Below are 18,480 nucleotides of genomic sequence, written 5' to 3' on the forward strand. Positions count from 1 at the left end.
AGCATGGGTACCTATCACTATGAGGCGGTGGATCAGGCCGGACGCAGCGAGCGGGGTGTGCTGGAGGCCGAGAGTGAACGGCTGGCGCGTCAGCAATTACTGTCCCGAGGGTTGCTGACGGTTTCCCTGAAGGCGGGCCGTAGCCGAGCCGCTGCCCGTGCTCGCAGTGCGGGCCTGCGTCGTACCGAGTTATCCTGGCTGACTCGTCAGTTAGCCAGTCTGGTGGCGGCGGGCTTGTCTCTGGAGGCCAGCCTGGGAGTGGTGATCGAGCAGGCGACGCGTCGGCCTCTGGTGCAATTGCTGGCAGCCCTGCGTGCGGATATTCGGGCAGGGCAAAGCTTGAGTGATGCCTTGGCGAATCACCCGCGCGACTTCCCGGAAATCTATCGGGCATTGGTACGAGCAGGGGAGCAGTCGGGCGAGCTGGAGCAAGTGCTGGATCGTTTGGCCAGCTTTATCGAGGATAGCGGCGCCCTTCGTGGCAAGGTGCTGACGGCCTTTATTTACCCTGCCATTGTCAGTCTGATTTCGGTGGCGATGGTGGTGTTTTTGCTGAGCTACGTCGTCCCGCAAGTGGTAGGGGCCTTCACCCAAGCCAAACAGCAACTGCCCATGCTGACTCGGGTCATGATCAGCGCCAGTGATCTGCTGCGTGAATGGGGCCTGGTGTTATTTGTTGTGCTCTTACTGGCGGCTGGCCTGGTGGCTTTTTTGCTGCGACAGCCGACCTTGAAGCTGGCCTTTCATCGGCGTCTGTTAAGCGTACCCGTTCTGGGGGGCTACTTGCTGGGTGTGGATACCGCTCGCTTCGCTGCCACGCTGGCCATTCTGGCTGGCAGCAATGTGGCCTTGCTAACGGCATTGGAAGCGGCCGGGCGTACTGTGTCCAATCTGGCCTTGCGCGATGCCGTGAATCAGGCCGCTATCCATGTGCGTGAGGGTCTGCCTTTGGCGACCGCTTTGCAGCGCAGTGCCTTGTTCCCGCCGCTATTAGTCCAACTGATTGCCAGCGGTGAAAAAACCGGCGAACTGGCACCCATGCTGGATCGGGCCGCGACGACCTTATCAACCGAGCTGGAGCGCAAAGCCCTGACCATGACCGCCTTGCTGGAACCTTTGATGATTTTGCTGATGGGTGGTTTGGTGCTGTTGATTGTTCTGGCCGTGATGCTGCCAATTATCGAGATGAATCAGCTGGTGCAGTAAAAGGCGGTAGGGTGCTTGCCCTGTTCCCCTACAGATCATTGCCGCCACCTAGTTGTCTGGCGGCAATGCTGACTAATACTTAAGTCACTTGCGTTGAGCCCGCTATGTCGAGGCCATGGCCTTGATGCGGCGTATCGTCCTGGGATGCACGTCATATTTTTTGGCAACGATGTCCAGCGGAACTTGATTGGTCAACGCAATAAGGGCTTCTTTATGTTGGGCGGGTGATAAGGCAGGACGTCTGCCTAGTGGCCTGCCATTGGCACGCGCTGCTGCCATTCCTGCGCGAGTGCGTTCGCTAATCAGCGAGCGTTCAAACTCAGCCAGGGCGGCCATCATATGAAACAGCAATCTACCACCCGATGTTGTCGTGTCTATATTTTCCGTCAAGGAAATGAAATGGATATTCTCTTTGCCTAAACGATCGATCGTGTCGACCAAATAGCGTAATGATCGGCCCAGCCTATCCAGACGCCAGACAATAAGCGTGTCACCCGATTTCAGTTTTCGCTGCAGATGATTCAATCCTGGACGTGTTGCTTTAGCCCCGGATATCCCTCTATCCGTATAGATATGATCACAATTCACCTTTTTTAAAGCCGCGATCTGTAGGTCCAGGTTTTGATCCTGTGTTGAAACGCGTGCATATCCATATTTCTTACTCATAGTACCCATCTTCCTAGCGCAAAGCGCAGCCTCCCCCCTCCCACTCGACTACATCTCAGTGCAATCGATGTTAGTAAACCCAAGATGGTCCAGTGGAATGTTGGCCACGCGATGTCAAGTTTTACTAACCGCATGCAAACCTGCTGCCACGTAAACGGCGATTGAGGTAGCTCGTACTGCAATAAAAACTATTACGTAATTTTTTATTAACGCTGTGTTTCAGATGCAGATACTGATTAAGTGTTAGCGGCGGCCACATGTGTGTCAACACGAAGCAGGTCTGGCCGATGCACTTTCTGAAGAACGTTGCAGCCAGCCATAGGCAAGCGTCAACAATGGTTAAGAAAAGGCGTAAATAGGCTTGCGATTTTGACAAGAAGCCTCCTTTTAGTCCCAACCGAATAGCGCATCGAAATGATCCTTTTCAGCGTAATTTTCACGTACAAACGTGTCTATTTGTTATGGAATCGATGTTGACATAAAGGAGGCTTTTTGACCGCTGTCAGGTGGAAAGCCAGACGCTGATTCACGCACAGCGTCCAGAGTGCCAACCAGCGATGCGGGGCGCGTAATGGGCGTCCAGTCGCTAGAGTCATTGTCTTGCTGGTTGCAGCAAGTTACTCCTTCAAGCAGCTATTTGCTTTTAGGCTTGCGAAGACTGGCAATGCTTGCCCAGGCCTACGATGCGCGCCTGTTCCAGCAAGCCTTTTTGTCCGCCATTTCGGTGCGTCTGCGTCCCTACGGCATAACACGCAGCGACATTCTGGTGCTTGATCAAGTGGTGTTGATTGGCTTGACGAATTGTCGTCTGCCCACCCAGTTTGACAAGGACCTGTTTCTGGAACGAGTCAAAGCGGCGTTGTGCTACGAACCCGTTCGCTGCGGCTCGGACCGCATCCTGGTCAATGTTGTTCCGGCCTGGGTTGAAGCATCGGGGGACCGTCCGGTTTGCCTGTCTCATTTGCAGTCTCTGGCCAGCACCATTGCCTTCTCCGAGCTTGAGCCTCCCGTTTGCGAACAGACTCGGCGCGACATGGCTTTGGCGACTCGTTTCTTTGCAGACATGCGGGACGAGAAGGTTGCCCTGTCATTTCAGCCTGTGGTCTTTGTGCAGGATCGCGAGCAGGTTCTGTACTACGAAGTGCTGTTGCGCTGGGATGATGCGCAGAACAGTACTGAGCCCGTTTCTTGTGAGCAGGTTGTTCAGGCCATAGAGCGCTTGCATGTGACCGAACGCCTGGATGCCAGCGTTCTTTGGTCGGTGGTACAGGTGCTGGAGCGTTATCCGGATGTTCACCTTGCCTGCAATATTTCCCCCTTGTCTTTGCAACAGGGGCCGTGGTGGCGGCTGCTGATTGCGGTGCTGCGTGGTGCGCCGCAACTGGCCAGTCGTCTGACCCTGGAAATTACCGAAACGGCTTCTGTCTTTGATCAGGAAGCTGCTGCCAGCTTGCTGTGCACCTTGCGTGACCTGGGTTGCAAAGTTGCCATTGATGATATTGGGACCGGATTCAACACTCTGGGTCTGGCTCGGCAGATCCGTCCCCAGGTCATAAAAATTGATAAGTCCCTGGTGCATCAGGCACGGGACAGGGATGGCCTTGCCACCCTTCATTCTTGGGTTCATGCCGCGAGTGGCATCAGCCAATACGTCATCGCCGAAGGAATTGAGACTGCCCTGGATTTCCAGTTGAGCGTCGATGCCGGCGCGCACGCCGTCCAAGGCTACTTCATACAACCTCCCTGCGTCCTGCCCCCCTGGGAGGGGGCGGAGCCTTTGTGCGTTCGAGACAGTTTCAACCCTACTCACACCCACGTAGCACTCAACACGTATTCCTTAAAGGATCAGGAACAGAGATGAATCACGTCTACAAAACCATCTGGAATGAGCAAACGGGAACATTTGTTGCCGTTTCTGAGCATAAAAAAGCGAAAGGCAAGCGCAGTTCCTCGTGCGTAAAAGGAGGAAAGCGTGCGTCTTTTTCCGCACGCATGGGATGGCTCGCCTTGTTGACAGCAAGCGCATTGGCGATGAGCAATGCCTGGGCGGCAGTCGAGATTCCAGGCGACGGTCAGAACAACCTTATTGACTTCACCAGCCCAGGCGGCTCCATCCGGTTTACGGGCGGTGGCAGTATCGTGGGGTTGAGTAGCCTGACGATCTCCGGCGCCTTGAGTGCCGATCAGATTACGGTGGGTGGTGAGTCTGTGGCGACCCAGGCGCAGCTCAATGTTACGTCCGCTGAGGTGCAGACCAATACCGGCAAGATTGATGGGCTGGAAGGGCGGGTCGCTGGTAATGAATCTGCGATTGCTGATCATGCGACCAAACTGGCTGAGAACCAGACTGCCATTACGGATCATGCTAGCCGGATTGCAAATAATGAAGCGACTATTACGGCCCATGGGACCAGAATTGACGCGACTGAAACAGGGCTGAACACGCTCAACAATCGTCTGACTGCCTTGGGAGTGGACGAAGACAATCCCGGTGTGAAGTATTTTCGTGCTAATTCGCAGTTGCCTGACTCCCAGGCGAATGGCGATAACTCCATTGCCGTCGGTCCCGGTTCCAGAGCCAATGGAGAAGAGTCGATTGCGCTGGGACTTGAGTCCAAGGCAGAGGGGGGGCGCAGTATCGCAGCAGGCCAAGGAGCATTGGCTGATGCCGAGAGTGCCATTGCGCTGGGTGATGGTGCTCGTGCCTCCAATGCAGATGGTAAACCCAGGCCAGAGGCGGCGATTGCTATTGGTAAGGACAGTCATAGCAGCGGCGTAGCTGGCGTAGCCGTGGGACGCGAAGCGCTGGCTGCTGGTAACCATGCTCTTGCCTTGGGCACACAGGCACAGGCCAGTGGTGTGAACGGTATCGCATTGGGTCTGGGGGCTCAGGCTGATGCTGAAAATAATATCTCTATAGGTAATGGCGCAGGCCAGGCCACTGGCAATCATCTGCCAGGCGATCGTTCGCACAATATTGCCATTGGTCAAGCTAGCGGTCAGAACGTCAAAGGCCAATTCAATGTGGCGCTGGGTGATGGCACCGGCAATGGAGTGGATGGCAACGAGAACGTGGCGATTGGCCGAGATGCCGGCCTGAATGTCATAGGCGATAGCAATGTCAGCCTGGGTAAGAATGCGAATCGTGGGCTGACATCCAATCGTGCGATTGGTATTGGCGAGGACTCCAGCGCTGAAACAGAGGGCGTGGCGATTGGCTACAAGGCGGTTGCCGGAAATACCGGGGTTGCTGTGGGTCGTCAGACAACGGCCTTTGGAACGGGTACCGCTATTGGTCCTAATGCACATGCGGACAGCAATTTTGTAGCCTTGGGCTTGAACTCTCATGCTGTGCAAGGCGATGTTGTCGGTACAGGTCGATTCACTAATCGGGCATTTACCGGCAGTGCGGTCTCTGTGGGTAGCAGCGAAGCGGGCAGTGAATTTACGCGCCGCATCGTCAATGTGGAAGATGGCGCTCAAGATACAGATGCAGTGAACGTACGCCAACTGCAAGCGGCAGTGGATCAGGCTGCATTGGGCGGTCCGGTTGATTATGACCAGTTGGCTGAAAAAATTGGCAATGACTGGGGTGAGCAGATTGCAGAGAGCAAGCCACGCTATTTCAGCATTAATGATGGCGGTGTGGACAAGGGCAACAAGAACAATAACGGTGCTGCCGCCACGGCCATCGATTCGATTGCTGTCGGGCCTGATGCCACAGCCAAGGAGCGGGATTCGATTGCGATTGGTCATATGGCCGGTGCGGAGGGTGCTTCCGCTGTTGTCATGGGCCATAACATCAAGGGTCTGGGAGAGAACTCCACGACTATCGGTAATTCGCAATCCGAGGCGCGTGATGAGAGCGGTGTAGCCATTGGTACGCACGTTGTCAGCCGTGACAAGAACTCCATCGTCATTGGCCGGGACTCCTACACCGACCGTCAGGCCAATGGGCCCTCCGTAGAGAACTCTGTGGTCATTGGTACCTCATCCAGCTCCACGGCAGTTGAAGGGATTGTGATCGGGAAAGACTCGGTAGTGAACGCTGCTCGCGGCATCGCTCAGGGTAGCAATGCGACGGCAACGGGCAGTGACGCCATGGCTTTGGGTACCCGGTCGCGGGCGGCGGCTGGTGATGCCCAAGCCAGTGGTACAGAAGCCAAGGCTTTTGCTGCTCGCGGTATTGCCATAGGCACTCGCGCTCGCTCCGGTCAAGCTGACCCCGATGTAGAAAATCGTGACAAGAACCGTGACTCCATCGCTTTAGGCACGGACTCCATTGCCGAGTTCAATAGCAGCATTGCGGTAGGTCGTGAGGCCGAGGCTACGGCCGACTTTGCGCAGGCACAGGGCAAGGGCGCTCATGCCTTTGGCGAGGCATCGATTGCACAAGGCCGTGACGCTTGGGCTCTTGAGCGGCAGGCGATCGCGCTGGGTGACGGTTCCCGCAGCACGGCCGACCGTGCCGTCGCTATTGGTCAGGGCGCACGTGCTGGCAATGCACGTTCGGTAGCGCTGGGCGATGGTGCAGAGACAGCAGGCGCGGTTGGCACCTCGAATGCCTCTTTGAACGGACTGACTTACGGTAACTTTGCCGGGGATCGTCCTGTTGCTACCGTCAGCGTGGGTACGGACGAGGAAAAACGTACGTTGACGAATGTGGCCGCGGGCCGGATCAGCGCCAGCAGCACAGATGCGATCAATGGCAGCCAGTTGTATGCCACGAATTCGGTGCTGGGCAATGTAGCCAACACCACGAAAAAAATCCTGGGTGGCAATGCCACACTGGCCCCCAACGGCACGCTGAGCATGAGCAATATCGGTGATACCGGTGAAAACACGGTGCACGATGCGATCAAATACGCTGCTCAGGGCTGGCATGTGAGCGCCAATGGCGCCGCCACGGAGAACGTGAAACCGGGTGGTTCGGTGGACTTCAGCAATGACGATGGCAACATCACCGTCACGCGCACGGGCACCGATCTGGCTTTCAATCTGGCCGATGATCTGACCGTGGGTAACAGCATTACGGTGGGCGACACCGTGATCAACGGCGACAGCGTCACCACCAACAATCTGACTGTTCAGGGTGAAACCCGTCTGGGTGACAACTTTGTAGTTAACAACACGGGTGATGTCATTTACAAGGGCAGTGAAGTTGCTACGCAGAATGACGGCTTGAGCTTTGCTGGAAACACCGGCAGCAGCATTGCCAAGACGCTGGGTGATAACACGCCATTGACCGTCTCCGGCGAACTGGCCGAGGGCGAAGCCTCTACAGGTGCCAACCTGCGTGTTGATAGCGACGGCAATCAGTTGAACCTGGTCATGGCGCAGAACCTGACGGATCTGAACAGCATCACCATCAATAACGGTGGTCCGGTGATCAATGGTGACGGCATCAATATGGGTGGCAAGAAGATCACCGATCTGGCCGTTGGCACAGAAGACACCGATGCGGTGAATGTATCGCAGCTGAAAGAAGTCTCGGACGTTGCCAACGCGGGCTGGAACATCAGTGCCAATGGTGCTGCCGCCGAGAACGTCAAGCCGGGTGCTTCGGTGGACTTCAGCAATGACGATGGCAACATCACCGTCACGCGCACCGGCACTGATCTGGCTTTCAATCTGGCCGATGATCTGACCGTGGGCAACAGCATTACGGTGGGCGACACCGTGATCAACGGCGACAGCGTCACCGTAGGCGACACGGTCGTCAATGGCGATAGCATCACCACCAACAACCTGACCGTTCAGGGTGAAACCCGTCTGGGTGACAACTTTGTGGTCAATAACGGTGGTGACGTTATCTATAAAGGTAGCGAAGTCGCGACTCAGACGGATGGTCTGAGCTTTGCCGGCAATACCGGCAGCACCATTGCCAAAACGCTGGGTGATAACACGCCATTGACCGTCTCCGGCGAACTGGCCGAGGGCGAAGCCTCCACGGGAGCCAACCTGCGCGTTGATAGCGACGGCAACCAGTTGAACCTGGTGATGGCTCAGAACCTGACGGATCTGAACAGCATCACCATCAATAACGGTGGTCCAGTGATCAATGGTGACGGCATCAATATGAACGGTAAGAAGATTACCGATCTGGCCGCTGGCACGGATGACACCGATGCGGTGAACGTGTCGCAATTGAAGGATGTTGAAGAGGTTGCCAACGCAGGCTGGAACATCAGCGCCAATGGTGCAGCTGCTGAGAACGTCAAACCTGGTGGCTCGGTAGACTTTAGCAATGACGATGGCAACATCACCGTCACGCGCACCGGCACCGATCTGGCCTTCAATCTGGCCGATGATCTGACCATCGGCAACAGCATTACCGTAGGCGACACCATCGTCAATGGCGATAGTGTCACGACCACGAACCTGACTGTTGAGGGTGCCACCCGCTTGGGTGACAACTTCGAGGTCAACAACGCGGGCGATGTTATCTACAAGGGTAGCGAAGTAGCGACCCAGACCGATGGCTTGAGTTTTGCGGGTAACACCGGCGGCACCATTGCCAAGGCGCTGGGCGATGACACACCGCTGACCATTTCGGGTGAACTGGCCGAAGGCGCAGAGTCCACGGGTGCGAACTTGCGTGTCGATAGTGACGGCAACAAGTTGAACCTGGTGATGGCTCAAAACCTGACAGACATCAACAGCATCACCATCAATAACGGTGGTCCGGTGATCAACGGTGACGGCATCAATATGAACGGTAAGAAGATTACCGATCTGGCCGCTGGTACGGATGACACCGATGCGGTGAATGTGTCGCAGTTAAAAGAGGTCTCGGACGTTGCTAACGCAGGTTGGAACATCAGTGCTAATGGTGGTGCAACTGAAAACGTGAAACCCGGTGCTTCGGTGGACTTCAGCAATGATGATGACAACATCGTCATCTCGCGTGATGGCACCGATCTGGCTTTCAATCTGGCCGATGATCTGACCGTGGGTAACAGCATTACCGTAGGTGATACCGTGATCAACGGTGACAGCGTCACGGTTGGGGACACGGTTGTTAATGGCGATAGCATCACCACCAACAACCTGACTGTTACGGGTGAAACCCGCCTGGGCGACAACTTTGTAGTCAACAACGACGGCGACGTTATCTACAAGGGTGGTGAGATCGCCAACCTGAATGATGGCTTGAGCTTTGCGGGCAACACCGGCGGCACCATTGCCAAGACTTTGGGTGAGAACACACCGTTGACTATCTCGGGTGAACTGGCCGAGGGCGCAGAGTCCACGGGTATGAACCTGCGTGTTGATAGTGACGGCAACAAGCTGAACCTGGTCATGGCCCAGAACCTGACGGATCTGAACAGCATCACCATCAATAACGGTGGCCCGGTGATCAACGGCGATGGCATCAATATGAGTGGCAAGAAGATCACCAATCTGGATGCTGGCACGGATGATACCGATGCGGTGAATGTGTCGCAGTTGAAAGAGGTCTCGGACGTTGCCAATGCGGGCTGGAATATCAGCGCCAATGGTGCTGCTGCTGAGAACGTCAAACCCGGAGCATCGGTGGACTTCAGCAATGACGATGGCAACATCACCGTCACGCGCACCGGCACTGATCTGGCTTTCAATCTGGCTGATGATCTGACCGTAGGCAACAGCATTACGGTGGGCGACACCGTGATCAACGGTGACAGCGTCACTGTGGGTGATACGGTCGTCAATGGCGATAGCATCACCACTAACAACCTGACTGTTACGGGCGAAACCCGTTTGGGCGACAACTTTGTGGTCAATAACGGCGGCGATGTTACTTACAAGGGTAACGAAATCGCCACCCAGGCCGATGGCTTGAGTTTTGCGGGTAACACTGGCAGTACCATCGCCAAGACCTTGGGCGATGACACGCCATTGACCATTTCAGGTGAGTTGGCTGAGGGCGCAGAGTCCACGGGTGAGAACCTGCGTGTTGATAGCGATGGCAACAAGCTGAACCTGGTCATGGCTAAGGATCTGACGGATCTGAACAGCATCACCATCAATAACGGTGGTCCGGTGATCAACGGCGACGGCATCAATATGAACGGCAAGAAGATCACCAATCTTGCCGAAGGTACGGATGACACCGATGCGGTGAACGTATCGCAGCTGAAAGAAGTTTCAGAGGTTGCCAACGCAGGCTGGAATATCAGCGCTAATGGTGGTGCTACTGAAAACGTGAAGCCTGGCGCCTCGGTGGACTTCAGTAACACGGACGGCAACATCAACATTTCGCGTGATGGCACGGACCTGGCCTTCAACCTGAACAAGGATATTGATCTGGGCGCAGACGGTAGCCTGAAGACAGGAAACACGGTCGTGAACAACGACGGTCTGACTGTGGATGATGGGGCAGGTAACAAGACCTCCACGACTGCGGCAGGCACCACGGTCAGCAATGCCGCCGGTGACACGACTACCGTAGGCGCAGGTTCGATCACGGTGGCAGATGCGGCCGGTAACAGCACGGCTATCGGCAGCACGCAGGTCGTGGTGGGCGGAGCAAACCCGGTCACGATCAATGGTGATACGGGCCGAATCGGCGGACTGACCAATCTGACTTGGGATCCGGACAACTACACCAGCGGTCAGGCGGCGACCGAAGACCAGCTCAAGCAAGTCAATGACGTTGCCAGCGCTGGCTGGAATGTGACCGATGCGGATGGCAACAGCGCCAATATTGGCCCGAACGGCCAGGTTGCCTTTGTCGGTGATAAGAATGTCACAGTTGAGCAGACAGGCACTGATGATTCCGGACAGGTTGAAGTCAAGCTGAACAAGGACATTGATCTGGGTGCTGATGGCAGCCTGAAGACCGGCGATACCGTCATCAACAACGCAGGGGTTGCAGTAGGAAACGACGTACACCTGGGTAACACCGGCCTGACCATCAACAATGGCCCGAGCATCACCCTGGCTGGCATCAACGCAGGTGATATGCGCATCACCAATGTTGCCGCCGGTCGCAATCCGACGGATGCCGTCAATTATGGTCAGCTCCAGCCTATCGAGTCCTTCATTGGTCTGGATGGAAACGGCTCGTTTGCCTACAACGGTGGCCAGCACTCCTCCTTGAAAGATGTTCTGGACAGCATGCACTGGAATGTTGAAGCACCGACTGATGGCAAGGAAGGCGGCAATACCGGTGGTTCCAACGGCAATGGTTCCGGCTCCACAGGTGGTGGCAATAATGGCTCCGGTGACGGCACGCCTATCCACAATGGCAACACGGTCGGCTTTGTTGAAGGGGACAACATCGTTATCTCCAAGACGGACCGGGTCAATGATGCAGGCCAGACCGTTGGCGCTGATATCAAGGTGTCGGTGTCCCAGGATCTGAAGGTCAATTCCATTACGGCAGTGAATGTTCAGGCCGATGAAATTCAGATCAATAACGGTGGTCCGATCATCAACGAGAACGGCATCAATATGTCCGGCAAGCACATCACCAATGTGGCGGCGGGTGTGAATGACACCGATGCGGTCAACGTAAGCCAGTTGAATCAGGTGGCGGGCAATCTGCAAGGTCAGATCAACAATATTCGCCACGATATCAATCGTCTGGATAACCGCTTAAGTGCAGGTGTGGCGGCCGCGATGGCAACAGCGTCTCTGCCTCAGGCTTACTTGCCGGGCAAGCACATGATGTCCATGGCTGGCGGTACCTGGCGCGGAGAGTCCGGTATGGCCATTGGTTTCTCCGGTATTACCGATAACGGTAAGTGGGTTTACAAGCTCTCGGGCAATACCACCTCGCGCGGTGATTACGGTGGTGCCGTGGGTATTGGTTATCAATGGTAAGTCGGCCCTGACTCTATGGTGCATCGGCGCATTGGCGCCGATGCACAGCACACACTTTTGAAGGAATTCAGATCATGAAGAAAAATTGGTTTGGGGCTGCTTTGCTGGGCAGTCTGGTGCTTGCTGGTTGCGGAACCTTGAGTCAGGTGGACTCGGAGGGCCACACGGAAAACCCGGTGTTTCCGGAAGTGGATAAAGCGACTTTCCACACGGGCTCTTACCCGAATATCGACAATCTGCGTCAGGTCCGGGAAGGCGTGACTCGCGATCAGCTGTATGACCTGCTGGGTCGTCCGCACTTTGCCGAAGGCTTCAAGGTTCGCGAGTGGGATTACCTGTTCCACTTCAACACGGCACAGGGCATCAAGACTTGTCAGTTCAAGGTGCTGTTTGATCAGGACAAGCTGGGTCGCAGCTTTTACTGGAAGCCTAGTGAGTGTGCTTCTGTTCTGGATGCGGCGCCGAAAACCACAACCATTCAGCCATTTTCGCTTTCCGGGGACGTGGCCTTTGCGTTTGGCAGTGCGACCTTGACCAGCGCCGGTCTGAGCACGATTCGTGATATTGCAGGCCAGCTCAAGCAAATGTCCGACATCGAACGGGTGACGGTTTCCGGCCATACAGATCGGATTGGAAGTGCGGCATCGAATCAGCGCTTGTCGCAACAACGTGCCCAGACGGTGCGACAGGCCTTGTCCGCCCAGGGCATTCCAGCCGCCGCAATTGTGACGCAAGGCTTTGGTCAGGACCGTCCACTTGTGCAGTGTGATCAGCCCAATCGCAGTGATTTGATTGCCTGCCTGGCACCGAATCGTCGGGTCGATATCGAAGTTCAAGGCCAACGTTAAGTTGGATGCGGCAACCAGGCACACACCCGTCTTGGCCGGGTGTGTGCCGTGATCGAGAAAACAATGAATATTCTGCACAAATTAGCGGTGTTGATTCTGGCTGGTGGCCTGGCTGCTTGTCAGCAAACCATGCCTCGTCATATTTCCGAACCTGTAGATCCAGCACCGCCTGTCATGCAAGGCGCGGGTGGTTCGACCAATGCCAGCACGGCGGCACCGACGGCCTCACGTGCCCAAGCTCAAACTGTTATTACCCTGCATTTGGCGCAAGAGAAAGCAGAAGCGCCCTTGGTGGCCGTGGATGTGGGGGGGACCTCGCTGTATGCGCTGCCCCAGCCTGTTTTGACGCAATCCGATCTGCACCGCGTCACGCCAGTAACCACTCAGGATCAAGGTACGTTTTTGCTACTGGAGATGAACCAGAACGGCATTAGCAAACTGCGCAGTGTCACGGCTCAGGCACGAGGGCATTATCTGCTCTTGAGTGTGCAGGGGCAGTTGGTCAGTGTGGCTCGTATCAGTGAAACGATTTCTGATGGGCGTTTGCTGATCGGAACCCAGAACGCCCAGCATACACAGGCCATTATTAAATTGATGCAGGGTGGTCGGTGATAACAGGACTGCGTATCGCGCCCTATGTATGATTTTGATGTGGTTTTTCTCCTGATTGCACAGCCTGCATCATCGCGTGTAGGCGATATGCTGGCCCTGCATGATTATTTGGCCGGCTCCGGGGTGTGCACGACGGTAGCAACCAGTCCTACAGACCTTGCCACTTTCGGAAAGCGCTTGCGCATTCTGATTATTGACGGGGAGGGCGAGAGCGCGTTTGATGTGTACGCCGTTATTTCCGCGATGCGGCAGCTGGATAATGTTGGCATTCTGTTTCTGGCCGATGAGTCCCCCTTGTCCAGTGAGCGTGCTATGTATGCAGGGGCTGACGTTTGCTTGCCTGCCCGTACCGCTTACTCTGCTGTTTTGCGCGCGGTTGTGGAGTTGGGCAGCGCCCGGATACCGGTCCAGGTCAAAGAGGAAAGAGTGGCGACGAAAAGAAAGCGGCAACGTAGAAGGCATTACATTGGCTTGAATCTACGGTCGCGCTTTTCCCGCTAAGCTTGCTGGATCAGCGGGCTTTCAGATCCCGTTTGACATCATTCACAATCAATAAAAAAAGCCCCGATGCCAAGCAAAGGCATCGGGGCAAAACGTGTGCGTGGTGCGCACGCACACATAGTCAGACGATAGAGAACTATAGATGCACAGCGTTTAAGTCTTACAGGTAAGCCGGAATGCCCAGAGCCGGATCGCTGACACCGTGCTCGCCAAACTCCACGCGGCCAGCGAAACGACGGTAGTAGCTTGGGTCGCTGTTGCTGCGCACCACAAAGTCGTACCAGTGACCGCTGGATTTCAGAACCCAGGATTGCTTGGCTTGTTTGCCTGGTTCCACGGTGACTTCCCATGGGCCGTCTTCGCGGTATGCCATGGACTGGATGGTGAAGGTGCAGGCAGACTGGCCGCCGTTCATCATTTCCAGATAGATGTCGCCCTTGGTCACTTCGTAGCAAACGCGAATTTCTGGACGGGCGGCTTCGGGCTGGCTCAATACGCTGACATCACCACGGAAGTGGCGGTGGAAACCATTCGGGCCCAGTACCCACAGGTCGTAGTGCCCCAGATTATTTGCCTGTACGTCCCACACATCGTCCAGAATCTGGTCGGGAGCGACCATGTAGCGGCGCGGGATACGGTCCAGGTTCAGCTTGTCGTAGACGTGGAAAACAGCGGCGGCTTTACCTGTGTTGGAGAACAGCAGTTGTACACCTTTTTCACTGTCGCAACGGGCGCTGACGTGCAGTTCGTAAGGCAGGGCACGCGATGGACGCACACCGGTTTGCTGTACGGGAATACGCTGGTTGTCCACGGGCTGAGGCACTTGGGACAAGCGCTCTTGTGCGCTGCGGATGGAGTCGGCTTCCTGACGGCTGCGACGGCCGTTCAAGGTAGGCAGCGGCTCGTCGTTCGGGCTGGCAAAGTTGAAGGCCGAAGTCAGGTCGCCACACACGGCACGGCGGTAGGGGCTGATATTGGGCTCCATCACACCGAAGCGTTCTTCCATGAAGCGGATGACGGATGTGTGGTCAAACACTTGCGAGTTCACCCAACCGCCACGGCTCCAGGGGGAGATCACGTACATGGGCACGCGCACGCCGGGGCCAAAGACCTTGCCGTCACGGGGGGGCTGGCCCAACAGACCTTTGGGGCTGGGGTAGTTGTAGTATTCGAACGCGATTTCTTCTTCGCTCAAGGACGTTTTGCCTGCGGGCTTGCCGGTGACCGGATCAATGGATGGCGCGGAGGGCGAAGGCACGTGGTCAAAGAAGCCGTCGTTCTCGTCAAAGTTGACCAGCAGTACGGTCTTGCTCCAGACCTCGGGGTTGGCTGTCAGAGCATCCAGCAGTTCCTGGGTGTACCAGGCACCTTGCACCGGGCTTGATGGGCCTGGGTGTTCGGAGTAATTGGCGGGCGCCACCACCCAGGAGATCTGGGGCAGATTGCCTTCTTCTACATCTTTACGCAGCTGGCCAAAGAAACCGCCATCGGGCATGGTGTTAGCGATGCCTTTGTACAGCGGGTTGCCCACATCATCCGAAGGTTCGTAAGGGGTGTTGGTTGGCTTGCCGGACTGCTCATTGGCGCGGCGATATTGCTTGAAACCTGCCAAGGAGTTGTCGGTGAAGTTGTCAGGCAGGTTCTGGTACACCTTCCAGCTGATGCCGGCTTCTTCCAGACGCTCGGGGTAGGTTTTCCATTCGTAGCCCAGCAGCGAAGAACCCAGGCTGTCCCAGGCGTTGTTCACCGTACATTCGCCGCTGCCCGAGGGCCCATTGGTACCGGTCCACAAGAACATGCGGTTCGAGTTCGTGCCCGTGTGCATGGAACAGTGGTAGGCATCGCACAGGGTGAAAGCATTGGCCATGGCGAACTGGAAGGGCACTTCGGCTTCGCGATAAAAGCCCATGGAGTGGCGGTTCTTGTGCTTGGGCCAGAAAGCCATGCGGCCGTGGTCCCAGGCCGCCTGGCCGTCCGACCAGGAGTGCGGGGTGCCGTTGACGCGCTGGGCATTCCCTTTGGTGCTGTCCAGGTGATAAGGCATCACGGTTTCGGTCGAGCTGACATTTTGCTGCCAGACGTTGCGGCCATTGGGCAGTGGAATGGTGAAGCGGTCACCAAAACCACGTACGCCTTTCAGGGTGCCGAAGTAGTGATCAAAGGAGCGGTTCTCTTGCATCAGAACCACAATGTGCTCTACGTCCTTGATGGTGCCCGTCTTGTTATTGGCCGGGATGGCGAGCGCCTTGCGGATGCTGGGAGGAAAGGCGGCCAGAGAGCCGGCTGCCAGGCTGGCACCCGTCATGTTACGTAGGAATGTGCGGCGTGAAGTCATTGTGCTTAATCTCTTAATCAATCAAGGGGCGCATTTGAGTTGCGGCGCAGGTTCTGGAGTGGGCTTGCCCGGTTCGGTCGGTCCTTCCGGCGAGCCGGTGTCATCCGAGCCGCTACCGCCGCCGCTGCCGCAGGCAGCCAGCAGCCCGCAGAACATCAGCAAGACAGATGCGCGTTTGAGGCGCTCGAAGGTAAGTGAGGTGTTCTTGGGAGTCATGAAAAGTCCTTGCGTGGCGATCAGGGTTGGAGGCTGGACAAAGGTTGGCGAGATTCATAGATGCTGGTCAGCTCGTCCGTGCTCAGGGCACGATCCCAGATGGCCAGCTCGCCAAAGTCCATGTTGATGTCGCTGCGTCCCCAGCGTTTGTAGTACTGGCCGGTAACGTCTTCGTTCAAGCCCAGTTCACCCGTGCCAGTGCCGCCCAGGGCCTGGATCGTGCGGGCTTCCAGGGCTACGGAGCTAAATTGCGCCCCTTTCTTGGGGTCGAATACGTGGCCCATCATCCGGCCATCCGCCTTGTCGATCACGACGGCAACATAAGCCCACTCGTTGGGTGTGACGTTGTAGCCTTGGCTTTCATTACGGCCACCGCCGTAGCCGGTGTTAAAGCGGATATCGCAGCCACCGGAGTTGAACAGGCCCAGTGCAAAACCGGCGGTGTTGCCCGAGTCGTAGTTCTTGTTGGCCATGATGGAAGCGCCGTAACCTTGGCAGTTGTCGGGGGTGCGGAACCAGAAGCCGATGGTCATTTTGGGCACGCTGCTCAGGGAAAACAGGTCGCGGCTCATGGCCAGGCGGTAGCCTCGGTTGCCATTGGCATCAACATTGCTGCCCAGGATGCGCAGGCCGCCTTTGGCGGTGCTGGGGTCCAGGAAGTCGGCGGCAATCAGCTGACCGGCGGGCACGGATGGGGTGGAGGTTTGCAGGCTGCTGCCACCCTTGCTGTCGGTAAAAGGCTGGGCGTTGAAGGTGTAGTAGCTTTGCAGGCCATTTTTCAGGGTGTCAGCCAGTTTGGGTGGGGGCTTGTAACCTACTTCTGCTTTCAGGGCGGAAGCTGCCTTGCCTGTCTGGATCGAGTAATAGAGCGAGTAGATCTGCTCGGTGTCCGAGGTGGGCATTGGGTCGGAGTACTGGGTTGTGCCGGCAGGCAGGGTAGCGATCAGCTTGCCGTCGCGCATGACCTGGATTTCCTGTGAGGCGTCACCATCCAGTACCCATTTCAGGTCCACCATGTTCTTGTCGGCGGGTTTGCTGAAGGACACGTTGCGCACACGAGTTTCAGCTTGCAGTGGTGAGCCACGGAAGCGGTACTGTTCGCTTTGGATGCCCAGGTGGGACAGCACGGTGGGGGCAATGTCGATGACAGCCGCCAGGGTGTTCATGTCTGTGGTGCTGGTGATGGGGCTGTCAGCCGCTGGCAGGGAGGCCAGTGTCTTGTTGGTGGCGATGAAGCTGGTCTTGTTGCGGTTGAATTGCGAGCCGGTGGTGCCGCCAAATTCGTCCAGTCCATAGCTGGTGGTCAGGATGACCAGCCAGTCTTCCGACGCGTCTGCCTGCTTGCGTTTTTCGATCAGGGCAAACAGTTTGTCCACGGAGGCCAGCGAGGCTTGCACGGCTTGCTGGTAGGCCTGACCACCCAGGCCACCCTGGGATGCGGCACGGGCGGGAGCCTGGATTTGGGCCAGGATCAGGGATTTGCCTTGCTGCAGGTATTTTTCGGTTTGCTCGCTGACACAGCTGTCGGAATCGGTGCAGTTGGCCGCTTCGACGATGCGTCCGGCCTGCAGGTCTTCACCCAGCAGCTTGCGGTAGTCGGCGGCGCTCAGGGCCATGGCGGCCTGGGGCTGCTTGTCAGCCAGGGCTAGCAGGGTGGGGGCGCTCAGTGTGGGAGCGGCAGTGCCTACGCCACGCAGGCCGTGCTGGTCTGCCCAAACGCCGGTGATCAGGGAGGCCCAGCCAGGGACGGGCAGGGTGCGTTGTTCGCTGCTGGTGCCGACATAGCCGCCGGTTTGTGCGGGGGCGATGGTCAGTGATTTCAGGGCGGGGTGCTGGCCGGCCTGACGGGCTTGCAACAAGGTTTCGTAGCTCAAACCGTCGATGGTGACGATCAGTGCTTTTTTGCCACCCAGGGCCTGGGGTTTGTCGCCGGGTTCAACGGTAGGGGGTTCCGGGTCCACGCCAGGACTGGTGGAGCCATCATTGCCGCCGGAGCCACCACTACAAGCACTTAGCAGCAGGGCCATGGACAGAGTAAGCCCGGCTTGCTGCATGCGCTGCAATGCCGGGGACTTGGGAAGACGGGGAGAGAAGGTCATACAGCCACTCGTGTAGAAAAGTGAAAAGAGAGGCCAGACTGGGCGTGGGGGTGGGCTGCTCAGTTGGCATCGGATCAGGACTGCGGGCAGTGTAGGAAGGGCGTATGACTGCCCTGTGAACGGATCAGCAAATCCGCCGATGATTGGATTGTGTTTTATGTGAAGGGTCGGGCGGGGGTGGGAGCAG

At 56.7% G+C, this 18,480-nt stretch carries 10 protein-coding genes; 6 read left to right on the forward strand and 4 right to left on the reverse strand.

Annotation, left to right across the window (positions count from 1 at the left end):
• Positions 1–3 precede the first annotated feature (3 nt).
• A complete protein-coding gene (gspF, locus tag ACFPDR_RS04130; protein ID WP_035271952.1) occupies positions 4–1,206 on the forward strand; it encodes a type II secretion system inner membrane protein GspF in 1,203 nt (400 codons plus the stop codon).
• Positions 1,207–1,308: 102 nt separating this feature from the next.
• Here gspF and ACFPDR_RS04135 read toward each other — a convergent pair whose 3' ends face one another.
• On the reverse strand, positions 1,309–1,872 hold the full coding sequence (locus ACFPDR_RS04135; protein WP_035271953.1) for a recombinase family protein: 564 nt from the start codon (positions 1,870–1,872) through the stop codon (positions 1,309–1,311).
• Positions 1,873–2,536: 664 nt separating this feature from the next.
• Here ACFPDR_RS04135 and ACFPDR_RS04140 point away from each other — a divergent pair.
• From ACFPDR_RS04140 to ACFPDR_RS04160, 5 genes are all read left to right on the forward strand, one after another.
• Complete coding sequence (locus ACFPDR_RS04140) at positions 2,537–3,733, forward strand: EAL domain-containing protein (protein ID WP_203145527.1); 1,197 nt, start codon at positions 2,537–2,539, stop codon at positions 3,731–3,733.
• Positions 3,730–11,682, forward strand: a complete 7,953-nt coding sequence (locus tag ACFPDR_RS04145) for a YadA-like family protein (RefSeq protein ID WP_376910611.1) — start codon at positions 3,730–3,732, stop codon at positions 11,680–11,682. Before ACFPDR_RS04140 ends, ACFPDR_RS04145 begins: the two co-directional genes overlap by 4 nt.
• A gap of 74 nt (positions 11,683–11,756) precedes the next feature.
• Positions 11,757–12,530, forward strand: a complete 774-nt coding sequence (locus tag ACFPDR_RS04150; RefSeq protein WP_035271960.1) for an OmpA family protein — start codon at positions 11,757–11,759, stop codon at positions 12,528–12,530.
• Positions 12,531–12,593: 63 nt separating this feature from the next.
• A complete protein-coding gene (locus ACFPDR_RS04155; protein ID WP_035272160.1) occupies positions 12,594–13,142 on the forward strand; it encodes a SecDF P1 head subdomain-containing protein in 549 nt (182 codons plus the stop codon).
• Between the two features lie 24 nt (positions 13,143–13,166).
• The gene (locus tag ACFPDR_RS04160) at positions 13,167–13,643 is read left to right on the forward strand and encodes a hypothetical protein (protein ID WP_035271962.1); all 477 of its coding nucleotides are present in this window, start codon (positions 13,167–13,169) and stop codon (positions 13,641–13,643) included.
• Positions 13,644–13,803: 160 nt separating this feature from the next.
• Here ACFPDR_RS04160 and ACFPDR_RS04165 read toward each other — a convergent pair whose 3' ends face one another.
• The 3 genes from ACFPDR_RS04165 to ACFPDR_RS04175 are packed head-to-tail and all read right to left on the reverse strand — an operon-like array spanning position 13,804 to position 18,293.
• Positions 13,804–15,978, reverse strand: coding sequence for a phosphocholine-specific phospholipase C (locus tag ACFPDR_RS04165; RefSeq protein WP_376910613.1), 2,175 nt, complete (start codon positions 15,976–15,978; stop codon positions 13,804–13,806).
• A gap of 21 nt (positions 15,979–15,999) precedes the next feature.
• Entirely contained in the window at positions 16,000–16,194 is a 195-nt protein-coding gene (locus ACFPDR_RS04170; RefSeq protein WP_035271967.1) for a hypothetical protein, read from the reverse strand.
• A gap of 20 nt (positions 16,195–16,214) precedes the next feature.
• The gene (locus ACFPDR_RS04175; RefSeq protein ID WP_376910615.1) at positions 16,215–18,293 is read right to left on the reverse strand and encodes a LamG-like jellyroll fold domain-containing protein; all 2,079 of its coding nucleotides are present in this window, start codon (positions 18,291–18,293) and stop codon (positions 16,215–16,217) included.
• Positions 18,294–18,480 lie beyond the last annotated feature (187 nt).

This window comes from Alcaligenes sp. GCM10023179, assembly GCF_042653705.1.
Classification (GTDB): Bacteria; Pseudomonadota; Gammaproteobacteria; order Burkholderiales; family Burkholderiaceae_B; genus Alcaligenes; species Alcaligenes phenolicus.

Bases quoted from the DNA above. Each gene is read 5' to 3' on its own strand.
- gspF (WP_035271952.1), top strand. From the start codon at position 4: ATGGGTACCTATCACTATGAGGCGGTGGATCAGGCCGGACGCAGCGAG.
- ACFPDR_RS04135 (WP_035271953.1), bottom strand. From the start codon at position 1,872: ATGAGTAAGAAATATGGATATGCACGCGTTTCAACACAGGATCAAAAC.
- ACFPDR_RS04140 (WP_203145527.1), top strand. From the start codon at position 2,537: ATGCTTGCCCAGGCCTACGATGCGCGCCTGTTCCAGCAAGCCTTTTTG.
- ACFPDR_RS04145 (WP_376910611.1), top strand. From the start codon at position 3,730: ATGAATCACGTCTACAAAACCATCTGGAATGAGCAAACGGGAACATTT.
- ACFPDR_RS04150 (WP_035271960.1), top strand. From the start codon at position 11,757: ATGAAGAAAAATTGGTTTGGGGCTGCTTTGCTGGGCAGTCTGGTGCTT.
- ACFPDR_RS04155 (WP_035272160.1), top strand. From the start codon at position 12,594: ATGAATATTCTGCACAAATTAGCGGTGTTGATTCTGGCTGGTGGCCTG.
- ACFPDR_RS04160 (WP_035271962.1), top strand. From the start codon at position 13,167: ATGTATGATTTTGATGTGGTTTTTCTCCTGATTGCACAGCCTGCATCA.
- ACFPDR_RS04165 (WP_376910613.1), bottom strand. From the start codon at position 15,978: ATGACTTCACGCCGCACATTCCTACGTAACATGACGGGTGCCAGCCTG.
- ACFPDR_RS04170 (WP_035271967.1), bottom strand. From the start codon at position 16,194: ATGACTCCCAAGAACACCTCACTTACCTTCGAGCGCCTCAAACGCGCA.
- ACFPDR_RS04175 (WP_376910615.1), bottom strand. From the start codon at position 18,293: ATGACCTTCTCTCCCCGTCTTCCCAAGTCCCCGGCATTGCAGCGCATG.